This window comes from Streptomyces actinomycinicus, assembly GCF_016741775.1.
Classification (GTDB): Bacteria; Actinomycetota; Actinomycetes; order Streptomycetales; family Streptomycetaceae; genus Streptomyces; species Streptomyces actinomycinicus.
Genome location: NZ_JAERRK010000002.1, coordinates 169,672 through 186,225, shown reverse-complemented (window position 1 = coordinate 186,225; position 16,554 = coordinate 169,672). Strand labels below are relative to the sequence as shown.

Sequence of the window (16,554 nt, the reverse complement as noted above, 5' to 3'; positions counted from 1 at the left end):
GGTGATCAGTCCACCGTCACGTAGTCGGGGCCGGAGTAACGGCCGGTGGCCAGCTTCTGGCGCTGCATCAGCAGGTCGTTGAGGAGCGAGGAGGCGCCGAAACGGAACCACTGGTTGTCCAGCCAGTCCTCGCCCGCGGTCTCGTTGACCAGGACCAGGAACTTGATCGCGTCCTTGGTGGTGCGGATGCCGCCCGCCGGCTTCACGCCGACCTGGACGCCGGTCTGGGCGCGGAAGTCGCGCACCGCCTCCAGCATCAGCAGGGTGTTGGCGGGGGTCGCGTTGACGGCGACCTTGCCGGTGGAGGTCTTGATGAAGTCGGCACCGGCGAGCATGCCGAGCCAGGAGGCGCGGCGGATGTTGTCGTACGTCGACAGCTCGCCGGTCTCGAAGATGACCTTCAGCCGGGCGCTGTCCCCGCAGGCCTCCCGCACGGCGACGATCTCGTCGTACACCTTCAGGTACTTGCCGGCGAGGAACGCGCCCCGGTCGATGACCATGTCGATCTCGTCGGCACCGGCGGCGACGGCGTCGCGCACGTCGGCCAGCTTCACCTCGAGGGCGGCACGGCCGGCCGGGAAGGCGGTGGCCACGGAGGCGACCTTGACGCCGGAACCGGCGACGGCCTCCTTGGCGACGGCCACCATGTCGGGATAGACACAGACCGCGGCCGTGGTGGGCGTCGTCCGGTCCGTGGGGTCGGGGTGCACCGCCTTGGCGCCGAGCGCCCGGACCTTGCCCGGGGTGTCCGCGCCTTCCAGCGTCGTCAGGTCGACCATCGAGATGGCGAGGTCGATGGCGTACGCCTTCGCGGTGGTCTTGATGGAACGGGTGCCCAGAGACGCGGCACGCGCCTCCAGACCGACCGCGTCGACGCCGGGCAGCCCGTGCAGGAAGCGGCGCAGCGTGCTGTCGGACGCGGTGACGTCGGAGAGGGCGTGGGTGGGGGCACCGCCCTCTTCGAGCGAAGCCGAGAACTTGGGGGAGGTGGGCATGGTCACCACACGAGCATATCTACGCGCGTAGCGGCTGTACACCCCCGCTGCTCGTTCCGCGTCCGGAGATCACGGATGAGCGCCGGTTCCCGGGGGCCCGGTCGCACCGTCCACGGTGTCGGGCACAATCGGCACCATGACCACCCCGGACCACTCGTCACCCGCGTCACAGCCCCCGGCGCCCGCCGCCCGGGACCGGATCTACCGCTCGCCCCTGGGCATCGCGGCCGGCGTGCTGCTGATCGTGGTCGTCCTCTGGCTGGGCTTCGACGCGCTGATCAAGGGGCACGGCCGCGTCCCGTGGCTGGCGCTCGCCGGGATGATCCTGGCCGTTCCGCTGGTGACCGCTTTCACGATCCGCCCCGCGGTCTTCGCCAGCGAGGACCGGCTGCGCATCCGCAACCCGCTCCGGGTGATCACCGTGCCCTGGGGCGCGGTCGGTGGGCTGCGCTCCAGCTACTCCAACGAGGTCGTCGCCGGCTCCGGCACCAAGTACCAGCTGTGGGCCGTGCCCGTCTCGCTGCGTGCCCGCAAGAAGGCGACCCGCCGACAGGAGCGGGCGGCGGCGGAGGCCGCGCGCGGCATCACCCCGGGCAGCTCCGGCGGGGGGCTCGCGCCGAGCGGGTTGGGCTTCGGCGGCTTCGGCCTGCGCGGCAGCGACCCCGGGCCGGCCCGGGCACAGACCGACAAGGTCATGGACGACCTGCGCGAGCTGCAGGAGCGCCGCGCCGAGGCCGAGTCCGCCCAGGGGGAGGTCACCGTGCGCTGGGCGTACGAGGTGATCGCACCGGCGGTGGCGGGAGCCGTACTGCTGGCGATCCTGCTGGCCGTGGGCTGAGGCGGCCACGGGAGCGACGGCAACGCCGGTGCCGGGGCTGAGGCGGCTGCGGGGCTGAGGCGGCCACGGGAGCGACGGCGACACCGGTGCCGCTGAGGCGGCTCGGGGCTGAGAGCGGACTGCGGGAGTGGCGGTGGGGCCGATGGCGGCCCGACCGTCCACCGCCCATCGAGTGTCTGGACAACCATGAGCACGATTCCGGGAGGGCCGCTGCCGCTGCCCGTTTCCGTCCTGCGCGCCGCGGCCGTGCCCGACGGCTGTCCGTCCTGGCGTGGGAAGGACGCCCGCCGCTGGCTCGACGCACTGCCGCCCCGGTGGGTGCCCCTGCCCGTCCGGAACCGCCATCTGGTGGCCGCGCTGGCCGGCACCGCGGGCGTCACCGGGCTGCTGGCCGTGCCCGCCGGATGGCAGCCGTGGGTCGCCGCCCTGCCGGCGCTGCACGGGCTGTGGCTGTGGGCGCGCCCGGAGATCGTGCCGTGGTCGGCGCCCGTGCTCGCGGTGCTGCTGCTCGTGCTGCGGCCCGGACTGACCCTGCCGGAGACGGTGGCGGTCGCGGCCGTCCTGGCGGCGGCCTGGGCGGTGGCCGTGCTGCGGCTGGCGGCCCGGCGCAGCCAGCGGGAGCGGGCCCGGGAGGCGGCCGGCGGTGTCACCGCGCCGCTGCCGGACGCGGACCGGCCGCTGCCCCGCGGACTGTTCCTGATCGGGTGCGGGGGCGTTCTGCTCGCGCTCGGGGCGGCTGCCCTCGGCTACACCTCGGCCCACACCGCCGGCTCGGCCGAGGCGGCCCGTGCGGTACCGGCGCTCGCCTGGCTGGTGGCCGGACAGGGCCTGACCGCGCTCGTCTCCGGACTGCTCGCACGGCGCCGGGCCCGCACGCTGCGCGGCGCACCCGCGCCCGTGCTCCGGGTGCTCGTGCGCGAGAGCGCCGACGCCGACACGGAGGTCTTCGCCGCCGACGACACGGCCGGGCTGCGGCCGCTGTTCCGGGTATCCGTCACCGAACCGGCCGACGACGAGGCTGACGAGGACGACGAGGACGACGAGGACGACGAGGACGAGGAGGAGCTGGAGCGGTTCCTGGCCAGGATCGGGCGCGAGGGGCCGGGGCCGCTGCGGGAGGCCGTGCTGTACGGCGTGCCCTGGGACGGAGCGGAGGTCCTGCTGCTCACGGCCGACGAGGAGCCGGGTGCGCCACCGGTGCTGGAACGGTCGTCGGGGCCCGTGCGGCCGCTGTCCGACGGCGAGGTGCGGCGGGCGCTGGCCGCGGAGAGGCGCCGGACGGACCGGGAGGAGGCCTACGCGGAGCTGCGGCGGTCGGCCGGGGAGACCGCCGCCCGGGAGACGGCCGCCTGGCAGACGGGCGCTGGGGAGCCGCTTGCCCCGGAGGCGGCCGGCGGCACCCCGGCGGGCGTGCGGCAGTGGCGGGCCGGCCTGCTCGACCGGCTCACCGGACTCGTGGTCCTCCTGTGGGGTCTCGGCCTGTTCGCGGGCGAGACGGACGCGTGGGGCCGTCTGCTCGGCGGGGCCGCCGGGCTGGCGGCGGCGTCCTGGCTGCCGCGCTGGTTCGCCTGGCGGATCACCGCCGACAGCGAGGGGCTGTGGTTCAACGGGCTGCGCGGCACCCGGCACATCGCCTGGGACGACGTGAAGACGGTCGAGTGCGACGGGGTCGAGCTGAAGGTCGACAGCCGGCGGGCCGCCTTCACCGAGTGGGCCGTCTACGCGCCCCGGATGCCCTGGCTCGAGCGCAGGTTCGGCCTGCTGCACCCGTACGAGCGGACGGCCGCCGAGATCGCGGTGCTGTGGCGGGACCCCGCACTGCGCCCCTCCGTTCCCGCCGAGGGCGGCGGCCGGGGCCGGCCGCTGTGGCCGCTCGCGGTCCTGCTGGCGCTGGCCTGGACCGCGGCCCTGGCGTTCCTTCCGTAGACGCGCCGTCGGGGTGCCCCCGGAACGGACCGGGGGCACCCCGACGGAGTGGTGCGTCCAACGCGCGCCGGACGTGTGTCAGATGCCGGCAGCCGCCGACAGGTCCCGCTTCACGGCGGCCAGCAGCTCGGTCGCACGGGCGCGGGCGGCCGGCAGGCCGGCGTGCGCGGCGACCGGTACGACGACCTCCAGGTAGCACTTCAGCTTCGGCTCGGTGCCGCTCGGGCGGACGATGACCCGGGCGCCGTCGAGGGTGTAGCGCAGGCCGTCCGTGGGCGGCAGCCTGTCCGTCCCCCGGGTCAGGTCCTCGGCCCGGGTGATGGGCAGGCCGGCCAGCTCGGTCGGCGGCTGCTCGCGCAGGCGGCGCATCGCGTCCGCGATCAGCGACAGGTCCTGGACACGGACCGACAGCTGGTCGGTGGCGTGCAGACCGTGCTCCACGGCCAGGCCGTCCAGCAGGTCCAGGAGGGTACGGCCCTCCTCCTTCAGCACGGACGCCAGCTCGGTGATCAGCAGCGCGGCGGTGATCCCGTCCTTGTCGCGCACACCCTCCGGGTCCACGCAGTAGCCGAGGGCCTCCTCGTAGCCGTAGCGCAGACCGTCCACGCGGGCGATCCACTTGAAGCCGGTCAGGGTCTCCTCGTACGGCAGGCCCGCCTTCCCGGCGATCCGGCCGAGCAGGGAGGAGGAGACGATCGACTCGGCGAAGGTGCCCGTCGCCCCGCGGCGGACCAGGTGGGCGGCGAGCAGCGCGCCGACCTCGTCACCGCGCAGCATCCGCCAGTCGCCGCCGTCCTTGACGGCGACCGCGCAGCGGTCGGCGTCCGGGTCGTTGGCGACGACCAGGTCCGGGTCGGTGGCGCGGGCCTGAGCGAACGCCAGGTCCATCGCGCCCGGCTCCTCCGGGTTGGGGAAGGCGACCGTCGGGAAGTCCGGGTCCGGCTCGGCCTGCTCGGCGACCAGGACCGGCTCGGGGAAGCCGGCACGGGCGAACGCGGCCAGCAGGACGTCCTTGCCGACGCCGTGCATGGCCGTGTAGACCGTGCGGGCGGTACGCGGGGAGCCCGCCGCCAGGACGGCGTCCGTACGGGCCAGGTAGGCGTCCAGGACCGCGTCGTCCAGGGTCTCCCAGCCGGCGTCCGGGCGGGGTACGTCGTGCAGCGAGGCGATCGCGTCGATCTCGGCGGCGATCCCGGCGTCGGCCGGAGGCACGATCTGGGAGCCGTCGCCGAGGTACACCTTGTAGCCGTTGTCCCGGGGCGGGTTGTGGCTGGCGGTGACCTCCACGCCGGCCACCGCGCCGAGGTGCCTTATCGCGAAGGCCAGGACGGGGGTGGGCAGCGGGCGGGGGAGTACGGCCGCGCGCAGGCCGGCACCGGTCATCACGGCGGCGGTGTCGCGGGCGAAATCGGCGGACTTGTGGCGGGCGTCGTAGCCGATGACGACGAGGCCGGCGTCGTCGCCCCCGTGGGGGGTCCCGGTCTTCTTGAGGTACGCGGCGAGACCGGCGGCGGCGCGGATGACGACGCTGCGGTTCATGCGCATCGGGCCGGCGCCCAGCTCGCCGCGCAGGCCGGCGGTGCCGAACTGGAGCGTGCCGCCGAAGCGGGCCGCCAGCTCTGCCACGTCGCCGGACTCGATCAGCTTGGCGAGTTCGTCGCGCGTCTCCTGGTCGGGGTCCTCGGCGAGCCACGCCTCGGCCCGGCCGATGAGATCGTCGTGCACCTTGGGATCAACCTCTCCTAGTCTCCGCTGGGGGCCCGGCCCCCAGACCCCCGTTCGCCCACCGCCCACCCGGCTCGGCCGGCCGGGAGGTGGGCCGTTGGGCTCGGCGGCCCTTACAGCTTGCCCAGCACCCGGCCCAGCAGCTCGCCCATCCGGGCCGCCGAGTCGCGGCCGGCCTGGAGGACCTCTTCGTGGTTGAGGGGCTCGCCGGTCATGCCCGCGGCCAGGTTGGTGACCAGCGAGATGCCCAGCACCTCGGCGCCCGCCTCACGCGCGGCGATCGCCTCGAGGACCGTGGACATGCCGACCAGGTCCGCGCCGATGACGCGGGCCATGCGGATCTCGGCCGGGGTCTCGTAGTGCGGGCCGGGGAACTGGGCGTAGACGCCCTCCTCCAGCGTGGGGTCGATCTCCTTGCACAGGGCGCGCAGGCGCGGCGAGTACAGGTCCGTCAGGTCGACGAAGTTGGCGCCGACGATCGGGGAGGTCGCCGTGAGGTTGATGTGGTCGCTGATCAGCACCGGCTGGCCGGGGCGCATGCCCTCGCGCAGGCCGCCGCAGCCGTTGGTCAGCACGATGGTCTTGCAGCCGGCGGCGACGGCGGTGCGGACGCCGTGGGCGACGGCGGCGACGCCACGGCCCTCGTAGTAGTGGGTGCGGCCCAGGAAGACCAGGGCGCGCTTGTCACCGAAGGAGTACGAGCGGATCTTGCCGCCGTGCCCCTCGACGGCCGGCGGCGGGAAGCCGGGCAGCTCGGTGACCTGGAACTCGGCGTCGGGTGCGCCCAGGGCGTCGACGGCCGGAGCCCAGCCGGAGCCCATCACGAGGGCGACGTCGTGGGTCTCGGCGCCGGTGAGTTCGCGCAGGCGCGCGGCGGCGGCGTCGGCGGCGGCGTACGGGTCGCCCTGGATGTCGTCCGGAAGAAGAGATGCGTTCACGCCGACGAGGGTAACCGGTCTTCGCCTACGCGCGTAGATGCCAGAGCCGACGGGATTGCGTCCGTTGTCTTGTCGGTTTCCACAAACAGCGCGAGAAAGGGCGGAAAACCGCAGGCGGAAGGGGTGGGGCGGGCTCAGCAGGGGCGCTTGCGGAGTTCCATCACATAGTCGTGCGGGGCCCCCGCCGACTCCACCGCGTCCGCGATCTCGCCCAGATAGCGCGCCGACGGCAGCCCGCCCTCGTAGCCGTTGAGGACGTACGTCCAGGCCGGCTCCTCGCCGTCCAGGGTGTGCACGCGCACGCGTGCCCGCCGGTAGATCTCCAGCCCCACGCCCTCCCAACGGTCGAGCGACTCCTCGTCCATGGGTGCGATGTCGTACAGGCCGACGAAGACCTGGGCCAGCGGGTCCTCGACGATCGTCGCCAGTGCGCCCTCCCAGCCCAGCTGCTCGCCGCCGAAGGTCAGCCGCCAGCCGTTCAGCCAGCCGGTGGCGCGCAGCGGGGAGTGCGGGGCGCGGCGCGACATCAGACGCGCGTCGAGGTTGCCGGCGTACGCGGCATAGAGCGACATGGGGAGAGGGTACGGCAGCCGCACCGCGCGGCCCCGGTGCCCCGGGAGCCTCCCGTGGCGCCCCCGGGCAGTAGCACCTTGAAGCGTGCGGGACAATGGGGTACGTGACTCGGATCGTGATCATCGGTGGCGGACCCGGCGGATACGAAGCGGCGCTGGTGGCCGCTCAGCTCGGCGCGGAGGTGACCGTCGTCGACTGCGACGGTCTGGGCGGAGCGTCGGTACTGACCGACTGCGTGCCGTCGAAGACCCTAATCGCTACGGCCGAGGTGATGACCACCTTCGACTCCTCCTACGAGGAGCTGGGGATCATCGTCGCCGACGACACCCCGCCGATGGAGCAGGCGGCCCGGGTCGTCGGCGTGGACCTGGGCAAGGTCAACCGGCGTGTGAAGCGGCTCGCGCTCGCCCAGTCCCATGACATCACCGCCTCCGTCACGCGCGCCGGCGCCCGGGTCATGCGCGGCCGTGGCCGGCTCGACGGCATGCAGGCCCTCGACGGGTCCCGGAAGGTCGTCGTCACCGCCGCCGACGGCACCGAGGAGACCCTCGCCGCCGACGCCGTGCTCATCGCCACCGGCGGTCACCCGCGCGAGCTGCCCGACGCCCAGCCCGACGGCGAGCGCATCCTGAACTGGACCCAGGTCTACGACCTCACCGAGCTGCCGGACGAGCTGATCGTGGTCGGCTCCGGTGTGACCGGTGCCGAGTTCGCCGGTGCCTACCAGGCGCTGGGGTCGAAGGTCACCCTCGTCTCCTCCCGGGACCGGGTGCTGCCCGGCGAGGACCCCGACGCCGCCGCCGTCCTCGAGGACGTCTTCCGGCGCCGCGGCATGAACGTCATGGCCCGCTCCCGCGCGCAGTCCGCCAAGCGCGTCGGTGACCGGGTCGAGGTGACGCTGGCCGACGGCCGCGTGATCACCGGCTCGCACTGCCTCATGGCCGTCGGCGCCATCCCCAACAGCGCGGGTCTCGGCCTGGAGGAGGCCGGGGTCAAGCTGCGCGACTCCGGGCACATCTGGACCGACAAGGTCTCGCGCACGACCGCTCCCGGCGTCTACGCGGCCGGTGACGTGACCGGAGTCTTCGCCCTCGCGTCCGTCGCCGCCATGCAGGGACGTATCGCCATGTACCACTTCCTCGGCGACGCGGTGGCCCCGCTGAACCTCAAGACGGTCTCCTCGAACGTCTTCACCGACCCCGAGATCGCGACCGTCGGCTACACGCAGGCCGACGTCGACGCCGGCAAGATCGACGCCCGCGTCGTCAAGCTGCCCCTGCTGCGCAACCCGCGCGCCAAGATGCAGGGCATCCGGGACGGCTTCGTGAAGATCTTCTGCCGGCCGGGCACGGGCATCGTCGTCGGCGGTGTGGTCGTGGCCCCGCGCGCCTCGGAACTCATCCACCCCATCTCGATCGCCGTCGACAACAATCTGACGGTCGAACAGATCGCGAACGCGTTCACGGTGTACCCCTCCCTTTCGGGGTCGATCGCGGAGGTCGCCCGGCAGCTGCACACCCGCAAGGCGAGCGCGGAGGCCTGACGGCCCGGGCGATCTCCCCGCTGGTCACAGGGAGTTGCCGCGTGTGCGGGCGGCATAGTCGGGGCGGGTAGGTGCTATACCACCTCCCGCCCTGCCATGCGAACAACTTCTGTTATTCGGCGCAAACTGCTGAAAGCAGACGGTCGCTGGGGTTACTGTCAGTTTCGTGTTCGCTGCTGAACGTCGCCAATTGATCCTCGAAATGGTGCGAGCGAACGGTGCCGTGTCGCTCCGTGAGCTCGCCCGCGTCGTCCAGACCTCTGAAGTGACCGTACGGCGGGACGTGCGGGCACTGGAGGCAGAAGGACTCCTCGACCGCCGGCACGGCGGTGCGGTACTGCCGGGCGGGTTCACGCGAGAGTCCGGCTTCCCGCAGAAGTCCCATCTCGCGACCGCCGAGAAGACGGCCATCGCCGACCTCGCCGCGGGCCTCGTCGAAGAAGGCGAGGCCATCGTGGTCGGCGCCGGTACGACCACGCAGGAGCTGGCCCGCCGGCTCGCCCGCGTGCCTGGCCTGACCGTGGTCACCAACTCCCTGCTGGTGGCCCAGGCGTTGGCCCATGCCAACCGGGTGGAGGTCGTGATGACCGGCGGCACCCTGCGCGGCTCCAACTACGCCCTCGTCGGCTCCGGGGCCGAACAGTCCCTGCAGGGGCTGCGGGTGTCCAGGGCCTTCCTCTCCGGGAGTGGTCTGACCGCCGAACGCGGGCTGTCGACGTCCAACATGCTGTCCGCGTCCGTGGACCGGGCGCTGGTGCAGGCCGCGGCGGAGGTCGTGGTCCTCGCCGACCACACCAAGCTCGGCACGGACACCATGTTCCAGACCGTGCCGACGGACCTCATCACCCGGCTGGTCACCGACGAGCCGCCGGCCCACGACGACCGTGCGGCCACGGAGTTGCAGGCGCTCGCCGATCAGGGGGTGCAGATCGCCGTGGCGGGGGCGAACGGAGCGCCTCCGGGGGGTGAGCAGGCCCCGGCGCGGCGCGCTCCCCTGCCGGGGCCTCGGAGGGGGATGGCGCTTCGGTCCGGAGCGGGGTACGGGGAGCCGGCGGGGGCCGAGCGGGGGCGGGTCGCCGATCTGCGGCGGCGTTGAGGACGCGCTAGCTGCACGGCTGCGGCCCTTGGGCGGGTGCGGGTGGGTCGTGGCTTGTCGCGCGGTTCCCCGCGCCTCTTCGGGTCGGTCGCGGTTCGGGCGTTTGAGTCGTGGGCCGTGTTTTCGTGCGAGGGCTGCGGGCCCTGGGCGGGTGCGGGTGGGTCGTGGCTTGTCGCGCGGTTCCCCGCGCCCCTTCGGGTTGGTCGCGGTTCTTGAAAGGGCAACGCCCGGTGAGCCGACGTGGTCACCGGGCGTTGTTGTGGCGGCTGGGGTCAGTCCTTGATCTCGCAGATCGCGGCGCCCGAGGTGATGGAGGCGCCGACCTCGGCGTTCAGGCCCTTGATGGTGCCCGCCTTGTGGGCGTTCAGGGGCTGCTCCATCTTCATGGCCTCGAGGACGACGACGAGGTCGCCCTCCTTGACCTCCTGGCCCTCCTCGACCGCGATCTTGACGATCGTGCCCTGCATCGGGGAGGCGAGGGTGTCGCCCGAGGCGACGGGGCCGGACTTCTTCGCGGCACGGCGCTTGGGCTTGGCGCCGGCGGCCAGGCCGGTGCGGGCCAGCGACATGCCCAGGGAGGACGGGAGGGAGACCTCCAGCCGCTTGCCGCCGACCTCGACGACGACGGTCTCGCGGCCCAGTTCCTCCTCCGCCTCGGCGTCGGCCGGGGCGGCGAAGGGCTTGATCTCGTTGACGAACTCGGTCTCGATCCACCGCGTGTGCACGGTGAACGGCTCCTCGGAACCGGTCAGCTCCGGAGCGAACGCCGGGTCCTTCACGACCACGCGGTGGAAGGGGATCGCCGTGGCCATGCCCTCGACCTGGAACTCCTCCAGGGCACGGGCGGCCCGCTCCAGGGCCTCCTTGCGGGTCCGGCCCGTGACGATCAGCTTGGCGAGGAGCGAGTCCCACGCCGGGCCGATCACACTGCCGGACTCCACGCCCGCGTCCAGCCGGACACCGGGACCCGCCGGCGGGTCGAACCTGGTGACCGTGCCGGGGGCGGGGAGGAAGTTGCGGCCCGGGTCCTCGCCGTTGATGCGGAACTCGAACGAGTGTCCACGCAGCGCCGGGTCGTCGTAGCCCAGCTCCTCGCCGTCCGCGATCCGGAACATCTCGCGGACCAGGTCGATGCCGGCGACCTCCTCGGTCACCGGGTGCTCGACCTGGAGACGGGTGTTGACCTCCAGGAAGGAGATCGTGCCGTCCTGGCCGACGAGGAACTCACAGGTGCCGGCGCCCTCGTAGCCGGCCTCCTTCAGGATGGCCTTCGAGGCCCGGTACAGCTCGGCGACCTGCTCGTCCGAGAGGAACGGCGCGGGGGCCTCCTCGACCAGCTTCTGGTGGCGGCGCTGCAGGGAGCAGTCACGGGTGGAGACGACGACCACGTTGCCGTGCTTGTCGGCCAGGCACTGGGTCTCCACGTGCCGGGGACGGTCCAGGTAGCGCTCGACGAAGCACTCGCCGCGGCCGAAGGCGGCCACCGCCTCGCGCACCGCCGAGTCGTACAGCTCCGGGACCTCTTCGAGGGTGCGGGCGACCTTCAGGCCGCGTCCGCCGCCGCCGAAGGCGGCCTTGATGGCGATCGGCAGGCCGTGCTCCCGGGCGAAGGCCACGACCTCGTCGGCGCCGCTGACCGGGTCCGGGGTGCCCGCCACGAGGGGGGCGCCGGCACGCTGGGCGATGTGCCGGGCGGCGACCTTGTCACCGAGGTCGCGGATGGCCTGCGGCGGCGGGCCGATCCAGACCAGTCCGGCGTCGAGGACGGCCTGGGCGAACTCGGCGTTCTCCGAGAGGAAGCCGTAACCCGGATGGACGGCGTCCGCGCCGGACTCGCGAGCGGCGTTCAGCACCTTGCCGATGTCCAGGTAACTGGTCGCCGGAGTGTCACCGCCCAGAGCGAACGCCTCATCCGCGGCGCGGACATGCAGAGCGTCCCGGTCCGGGTCGGCGTAGACGGCCACGCTCGCGATCCCGGAATCCCGGCAGGCCCGGGCCACGCGGACAGCGATTTCGCCACGGTTGGCGATGAGCACCTTGCGCACGATTGAGGCTCCCTCCTTGAAACAAGCCGAGTTTAGGGACTGCCGACACGGCACTTCGACCCGTCCCCAATGGTGAGCTTGCCCACACGGAGCGTGATTCGAGGCTCGCTCGACCCGCGAAAGCCCTTGTCGCACCTCGGTACGCAGGGCTCCTTCGGAAAACCCTAGCCCTGTCATGTGGTCAAGGTCTCTGTGAGAGCGTGCTGCGGCCCACTTGGATTCTTTGTCGAGTCCCTACGAATGGCCCAATGATTCTTTGCTGCCGCCCGAACCCTTGTCCCAGGGTTTACCCGTTAGTAGCGTTCGCGCTGTCTCGAACGTACCTGAGGTAACAGGCTGCTGGCGTGAGAGTGGGTGGGACCGGTGATACGCAGACCGGTGGCTGGGATCGTGGCGGTCGTCCTCCTTGCGGAGGCCGTGCTCATCGCCGCGGTCAACTGGTTCCTGGGGGTGGTCGTCGACCGCCAGGACATGTCCCTGGCCGGTCTCGACCCGTCCACGATGGCGACGTCCTCGAAGGTCGGCGGCATCGTCTTCGGCGCCTACTTCGCGCTGTGCGCGCTGGTGGCCGTGCTGGTCGCGGTCCGCGACCGCGCCCCGGCCGGCTTCGGCCGCGTGCTGCTGATCAGCGCGGCCGTGGTGCACGGCCTGCTGGGCGCGTTCGCCTGGGGCCTGGTCGGCTGGACGGCGTTCCTCGTCATGGTCGTCGTGCTCGGGCTGATCGTCCTGCTCCTGATGACGTACGACCGCACGGGCGGGACCGAGGGCGCGGGTTCCGGCGGCCCGGCCGAGGAGGGCGGCGGCCCGGTGGCCCGGGCGGAGCCGGCCCCCGCCGGCGCGGGCGCGGGCGTGCCGGCGAGCCGTACGGACGAGCCGCAGGACGGGGACGACGAGCCGCAGGACTCCGTCCCCGCCCAGGTCACTCGGCCGGCGCCCACAACTCCGTGATGCCCACGCCCAGTTCGGCGAGGAGCTTGCGGACCAGGGGCAGGCTGATGCCGATCACGTTGCCGTGGTCGCCGTCGATGCCCTCGATGAACGGCGCCGAGCGGCCGTCCAGGGTGAACGCCCCGGCGACGTGGAGGGGCTCCCCGGAGGCCACGTAGGCGGCGATCTCCTCGTCGCTCGGGTCACCGAAACGGACGACGGTGGAGGCGGTCGCCGAGACGTACCGCTTGGCCTCCGTGTCCCAGATGCAGTGACCCGTCTGGAGCACTCCGGCCCGTCCGCGCATCGCCTTCCAGCGGGCGGTGGCCTCCTCGGTGTCCGTGGGCTTGCCCAGTGCCCGGCCGTCCAGCTCCAGCACCGAGTCACAGCCGATCACCAGGGCGCCCTGCACATCCGGCTTCGCCGCCACGACCGACGCCTTCGCCTCGGCCAGGGCGAGCGCCAGCTCGGCGGGGGTGGGTGCGGTGACGGCGTCCTCGTCGACGCCGCTCACGATCACCTCGGGGGCGAGGCCGGCCTGCCGGAGCAGGCCGAGCCGGGCGGGGGACTGGGAGGCGAGCACGAGTCGCCTGCCGCGCGTAGCAGTCATGCGGTCAGGTTAGTCAGGCGGTAGCGCCCGGCTCACCTCAGACCGATCACGATCATGATCAGCACCATGGCCAGAGCCATGAAGACGCCGAGCCGCCGCAGCATGTTCTGCATGTCGCGCAGTTCTTCGGGCGGCTCGTTCTCCGGGTCTGACCACAGCATTCGTCCAGCGTGCGGCTTCACGGGGGCCGGGCGCCTGAGTACCGCTACTCAAGTCGGCGCCCGGTGTGCCGCTTCCTTACGCGGACAGGGTTCCGCTTCCGCACGCCGACGAGGCGGAGCCGCATGCCGGTACGGCCCCGCGCCGCGGTGCTCCCGCCTAGGCCGGCCAGTACGTGCGGGTCCAGGACGCCGGGCCCGGCTTGGGGACGCGGGCCCCCGCGATGCGGGACGGGTCCGACCACGCGTCCTTCGGGCCCTCCGCGCCGGACGGTGCCGTGGCGGCCGCCGCGGCGCGGGCGCGGACCACCGCCAGGGCGGCGGCCAGCTCCTCGGGGGTCGGGTTGCCTCGTACGACCTTGATGTTCATGACCGCTCCCAGGGTGCGCGGGGCCTAGAGGGGGATGTTGCCGTGCTTCTTCGGAGGCAGGGATTCCCGCTTCGTGCGCAGCTGACGCAGGCCCCGGACGATGTGGGCGCGGGTGTCGGACGGCATGATCACCGCGTCGATGTAGCCGCGCTCGGCCGCGACGTAGGGGTTGAGGAGGGCGTCCTCGTACTCCTGGATCAGCCGGGCACGGGTCGCCTCGACGTCGTCCGCCTCCGCGATCGTGCGGCGGTGCAGGATGTTGACCGCGCCCTGGGCGCCCATGACGGCGATCTGGGCGGTCGGCCAGGCCAGGTTGAGGTCGGCGCCCAGGTGCTTGGAACCCATGACGTCGTACGCGCCGCCGAAGGCCTTGCGGGTGATGACCGTGATGAGCGGGACGGTGGCTTCCGCGTAGGCGTAGATCAGCTTGGCGCCGCGGCGGATGATGCCGGTGTGCTCCTGGTCGACGCCGGGCAGGAAGCCGGGCACGTCCACGAAGGTCAGCACCGGGACGTTGAACGCGTCGCAGGTGCGGACGAAGCGGGCGGCCTTCTCGGACGCGTCGATGTCCAGGCAGCCGGCGAACTGCATCGGCTGGTTGGCGACGATGCCGACGGGGTGCCCCTCGACCCGCCCGAACCCGGTCACGATGTTCGGTGCGAACAGCGCCTGCGTCTCGAAGAACTCGGAGTCGTCCAGCACGTGTTCGATCACCGTACGGATGTCGTACGGCTGGTTCGCGCTGTCCGGGACCAGCGTGTCCAGCTCCAGGTCCTCGGCGCTGACGGCGAGGTCCGCCTCCTCCGGGAAGACCGGCGGCTCGGAGAGGTTGTTGGACGGCAGGTACGACAGCAGCTGCTTGACGTACTCGATGGCGTCCTTCTCGTCGCCCGCCATGTGGTGCGCCACGCCGGAGGTGGCGTTGTGGGTGCGGGCGCCGCCCAGCTCCTCGAAGCCGACGTCCTCACCGGTGACGGTCTTGATGACGTCCGGGCCGGTGATGAACATGTGCGAGGTCTGGTCGACCATGACCGTGAAGTCGGTGATCGCCGGCGAGTACACCGCGCCGCCCGCGCACGGCCCGACGACCAGGCTGATCTGCGGGATGACACCGGAGGCGTGGGTGTTGCGGCGGAAGATCTCGCCGTACGCGCCGAGGGAGGCGACCCCCTCCTGGATCCGCGCGCCGCCGGAGTCGTTGATCCCGATGACCGGGCAGCCCGTCTTCAGCGCGAAGTCCATCACCTTGACGATCTTCTGGCCGTAGACCTCGCCGAGGGCTCCGCCGAAGACCGTGAAGTCCTGCGAGAAGACGGCGACCGGGCGGCCGTCGATCGTGCCGTAGCCGGTGACGACGCCGTCGCCGTACGGGCGGTTCTTCTCCAGCCCGAAGTTGGTGGACCGGTGCCGGGCGAACTCGTCCAGCTCGACGAACGAGTCGTCGTCCAGGAGGAGTTCGATGCGCTCACGGGCCGTCAGCTTGCCCTTCGCGTGCTGCTTCTCGACGGCACGTTCCGAGCCGGCGTGCGTCGCTTCGTGGATGCGGCGCTGGAGATCCGCGAGCTTCCCCGCGGTCGTGTGGATGTCGATCGCTTGGATCTCTTGACGCTCTTCCGGCTCGGACATCGGGATGCGGCTCCCTGCCTGCTCAAAAGGGGGGACGGTTACTCATTCGTAGGGTAGTGGCGTGCCTACCGATCAGCAGTGCGTCGTTTACCACACCTAGGGTGGCTTGCATGACGCCGCACAATGCATCAGACGACAGCCGCTGGTCCGACCTGGACCGTCCGCCCCTGAACGCCGCGGCGCTGCGGCGCGCGCTGGTCCGGGAGGACGGCCTGTACCGCGACATCGAGGTGGTGCAGCGGACCGGGTCCACCAACTCCGACCTCGCCGCGCTGGCTGCCGCCGGGGACGCCGACGAGGGGGCGGTGCTGGTGGCCGAGGAGCAGACGGCGGGGCGGGGCCGGCTGGACCGGAGCTGGACGGCACCGCCGCGGTCCGGTCTGTTCTTCTCCGTCCTGCTGAAGCCGGCCGAGGTGCCGGTGGCCCGCTGGGGCTGGCTGCCGCTGCTGACGGGGGTGGCGGTGGCGACCGGGCTGTCCCGGGCGGCGGGCGTCGACACGGCGCTCAAGTGGCCGAACGACCTGCTGGTCTCCGTCGGGGGCGAGGAGCGGAAGACCGGCGGCATCCTCGCGGAGCGGGCAGGCGACGACGGTGTCGTGATCGGGGTCGGCATCAACGTCACCCTGCGGGCGAACGAGCTTCCCGTTCCGCAGGCCGGGTCGCTGGCGCTGGCCGGGGCGGTGGGGACCGACCGGGATCCGCTGTTGCGGGCGGTGCTGCGGTCGCTGGAGGACTGGTACGGGCGGTGGCGGGCCGCGGGCGGGGACGCGGCGGTGAGCGGGCTGCACGAGACGTACACGGCGGGCTGCGCGACGCTCGGGCGGGCGGTGCGGGCGGAGCTGCCCGGGGGCCGTGCGGTCGTGGGGGAGGCCGTGGCCGTGGACGGGGACGGGCGGTTGGTCATCGCGACGGAGAGCGGGGTGCAGGAGCCGGTGGGAGCGGGAGACATCGTCCACCTCCGCCCTGCGTAGCACCGCCCGCCGGCCGCCCGCCGACCGCCTGTCACCTGCGGCGCTTGTGCCGTGGCCGCCGGGTGCCGGGCGCCGGGTTCGGCTGGGCGTCGACTGCAACCCCCAAGGGCCCGGGGCGCGGGCAGCCACGACGGGCGTGGGGTGGGGGCGGCGGCGTTCGTGCGGGATCGTTTTCGGCGGGCGGTGGGTGCACCCCCCCGAGGGGCGCGGGGA

Annotated in this window: 15 protein-coding genes; 6 read left to right on the top strand and 9 right to left on the bottom strand. The window is 72.7% G+C overall.

Annotation, left to right across the window (positions count from 1 at the left end):
• Positions 1–5: 5 nt before the first annotated feature.
• Positions 6–995, bottom strand: a complete 990-nt coding sequence (gene deoC, locus JK359_RS04845; protein WP_201832757.1) for a deoxyribose-phosphate aldolase — start codon at positions 993–995, stop codon at positions 6–8.
• 136 nt (positions 996–1,131) lie between these two features.
• Between deoC and JK359_RS04840 the strand changes: the two genes are divergently transcribed.
• Positions 1,132–1,833 carry a PH domain-containing protein gene (locus JK359_RS04840; protein ID WP_201831967.1) on the top strand — a complete coding sequence of 234 codons (702 nt, stop codon included), beginning with the start codon at positions 1,132–1,134 and terminating at the stop codon, positions 1,831–1,833.
• A 186-nt stretch (positions 1,834–2,019) separates the two neighbouring features.
• Entirely contained in the window at positions 2,020–3,759 is a 1,740-nt protein-coding gene (locus tag JK359_RS04835) for a hypothetical protein (RefSeq protein WP_201831965.1), read from the top strand.
• A gap of 78 nt (positions 3,760–3,837) precedes the next feature.
• Here JK359_RS04835 and JK359_RS04830 read toward each other — a convergent pair whose 3' ends face one another.
• The 3 genes from JK359_RS04830 to JK359_RS04820 form a co-directional block, all read right to left on the bottom strand.
• Positions 3,838–5,484, bottom strand: coding sequence for a phospho-sugar mutase (locus tag JK359_RS04830; protein ID WP_201831964.1), 1,647 nt, complete (start codon positions 5,482–5,484; stop codon positions 3,838–3,840).
• A gap of 113 nt (positions 5,485–5,597) precedes the next feature.
• A complete protein-coding gene (locus JK359_RS04825; protein ID WP_201831962.1) occupies positions 5,598–6,422 on the bottom strand; it encodes a purine-nucleoside phosphorylase in 825 nt (274 codons plus the stop codon).
• A gap of 134 nt (positions 6,423–6,556) precedes the next feature.
• The gene (locus tag JK359_RS04820; protein ID WP_201831960.1) at positions 6,557–6,994 is read right to left on the bottom strand and encodes a gamma-glutamylcyclotransferase family protein; all 438 of its coding nucleotides are present in this window, start codon (positions 6,992–6,994) and stop codon (positions 6,557–6,559) included.
• Positions 6,995–7,089: 95 nt separating this feature from the next.
• Between JK359_RS04820 and JK359_RS04815 the strand changes: the two genes are divergently transcribed.
• Positions 7,090–8,538 (top strand): NAD(P)H-quinone dehydrogenase, encoded by a 1,449-nt coding sequence (locus JK359_RS04815; RefSeq protein ID WP_201831959.1) that lies wholly within the window; start codon positions 7,090–7,092, stop codon positions 8,536–8,538.
• 166 nt (positions 8,539–8,704) lie between these two features.
• Complete coding sequence (locus JK359_RS04810) at positions 8,705–9,634, top strand: DeoR/GlpR family DNA-binding transcription regulator (RefSeq protein WP_201831958.1); 930 nt, start codon at positions 8,705–8,707, stop codon at positions 9,632–9,634.
• 272 nt (positions 9,635–9,906) lie between these two features.
• Here the strand turns inward: JK359_RS04810 and JK359_RS04805 are convergent, their stop codons facing one another.
• Positions 9,907–11,679, bottom strand: coding sequence for an acetyl/propionyl/methylcrotonyl-CoA carboxylase subunit alpha (locus JK359_RS04805; protein ID WP_201831957.1), 1,773 nt, complete (start codon positions 11,677–11,679; stop codon positions 9,907–9,909).
• Positions 11,680–12,042: 363 nt separating this feature from the next.
• On the opposite strand from JK359_RS04805, the gene JK359_RS04800 reads away from it, so the two are divergent.
• Entirely contained in the window at positions 12,043–12,627 is a 585-nt protein-coding gene (locus tag JK359_RS04800; protein WP_307787996.1) for a hypothetical protein, read from the top strand.
• On the opposite strand, the gene JK359_RS04795 is transcribed toward JK359_RS04800, so the two are convergent.
• The 4 genes from JK359_RS04795 to JK359_RS04785 form a co-directional block, all read right to left on the bottom strand.
• Positions 12,599–13,216, bottom strand: coding sequence for a Maf family protein (locus JK359_RS04795; RefSeq protein ID WP_201831955.1), 618 nt, complete (start codon positions 13,214–13,216; stop codon positions 12,599–12,601). The genes JK359_RS04800 and JK359_RS04795 overlap by 29 nt on opposite strands.
• A 32-nt stretch (positions 13,217–13,248) precedes the next feature.
• Positions 13,249–13,377, bottom strand: coding sequence for a morphogenic membrane protein MmpB (gene mmpB / locus JK359_RS39770; protein ID WP_269138961.1), 129 nt, complete (start codon positions 13,375–13,377; stop codon positions 13,249–13,251).
• 157 nt (positions 13,378–13,534) lie between these two features.
• Positions 13,535–13,744, bottom strand: coding sequence for an acyl-CoA carboxylase epsilon subunit (locus tag JK359_RS04790; RefSeq protein WP_201831954.1), 210 nt, complete (start codon positions 13,742–13,744; stop codon positions 13,535–13,537).
• Positions 13,745–13,768: 24 nt separating this feature from the next.
• Positions 13,769–15,370, bottom strand: a complete 1,602-nt coding sequence (locus tag JK359_RS04785) for an acyl-CoA carboxylase subunit beta (protein ID WP_201831953.1) — start codon at positions 15,368–15,370, stop codon at positions 13,769–13,771.
• A gap of 110 nt (positions 15,371–15,480) precedes the next feature.
• Between JK359_RS04785 and JK359_RS04780 the strand changes: the two genes are divergently transcribed.
• Positions 15,481–16,341: a biotin--[acetyl-CoA-carboxylase] ligase gene (locus JK359_RS04780; RefSeq protein ID WP_201831951.1), complete on the top strand. Its 861-nt coding sequence runs from the start codon at positions 15,481–15,483 to the stop codon at positions 16,339–16,341.
• The last annotated feature ends 213 nt before the right edge of the window (positions 16,342–16,554 follow it).

What these genes read in the sequence shown, in the direction of transcription:
- deoC (WP_201832757.1), bottom strand. Translation starts at nt 995, where the DNA reads ATGCCCACCTCCCCCAAGTTCTCGGCTTCGCTCGAAGAGGGCGGTGCC.
- JK359_RS04840 (WP_201831967.1), top strand. Translation starts at nt 1,132, where the DNA reads ATGACCACCCCGGACCACTCGTCACCCGCGTCACAGCCCCCGGCGCCC.
- JK359_RS04835 (WP_201831965.1), top strand. Translation starts at nt 2,020, where the DNA reads ATGAGCACGATTCCGGGAGGGCCGCTGCCGCTGCCCGTTTCCGTCCTG.
- JK359_RS04820 (WP_201831960.1), bottom strand. Translation starts at nt 6,994, where the DNA reads ATGTCGCTCTATGCCGCGTACGCCGGCAACCTCGACGCGCGTCTGATG.
- JK359_RS04815 (WP_201831959.1), top strand. Translation starts at nt 7,090, where the DNA reads ATGGGGTACGTGACTCGGATCGTGATCATCGGTGGCGGACCCGGCGGA.
- JK359_RS04795 (WP_201831955.1), bottom strand. Translation starts at nt 13,216, where the DNA reads ATGACTGCTACGCGCGGCAGGCGACTCGTGCTCGCCTCCCAGTCCCCC.
- mmpB (WP_269138961.1), bottom strand. Translation starts at nt 13,377, where the DNA reads ATGCTGTGGTCAGACCCGGAGAACGAGCCGCCCGAAGAACTGCGCGAC.
- JK359_RS04790 (WP_201831954.1), bottom strand. Translation starts at nt 13,744, where the DNA reads ATGAACATCAAGGTCGTACGAGGCAACCCGACCCCCGAGGAGCTGGCC.
- JK359_RS04785 (WP_201831953.1), bottom strand. Translation starts at nt 15,370, where the DNA reads ATGTCCGAGCCGGAAGAGCGTCAAGAGATCCAAGCGATCGACATCCAC.
- JK359_RS04780 (WP_201831951.1), top strand. Translation starts at nt 15,481, where the DNA reads ATGACGCCGCACAATGCATCAGACGACAGCCGCTGGTCCGACCTGGAC.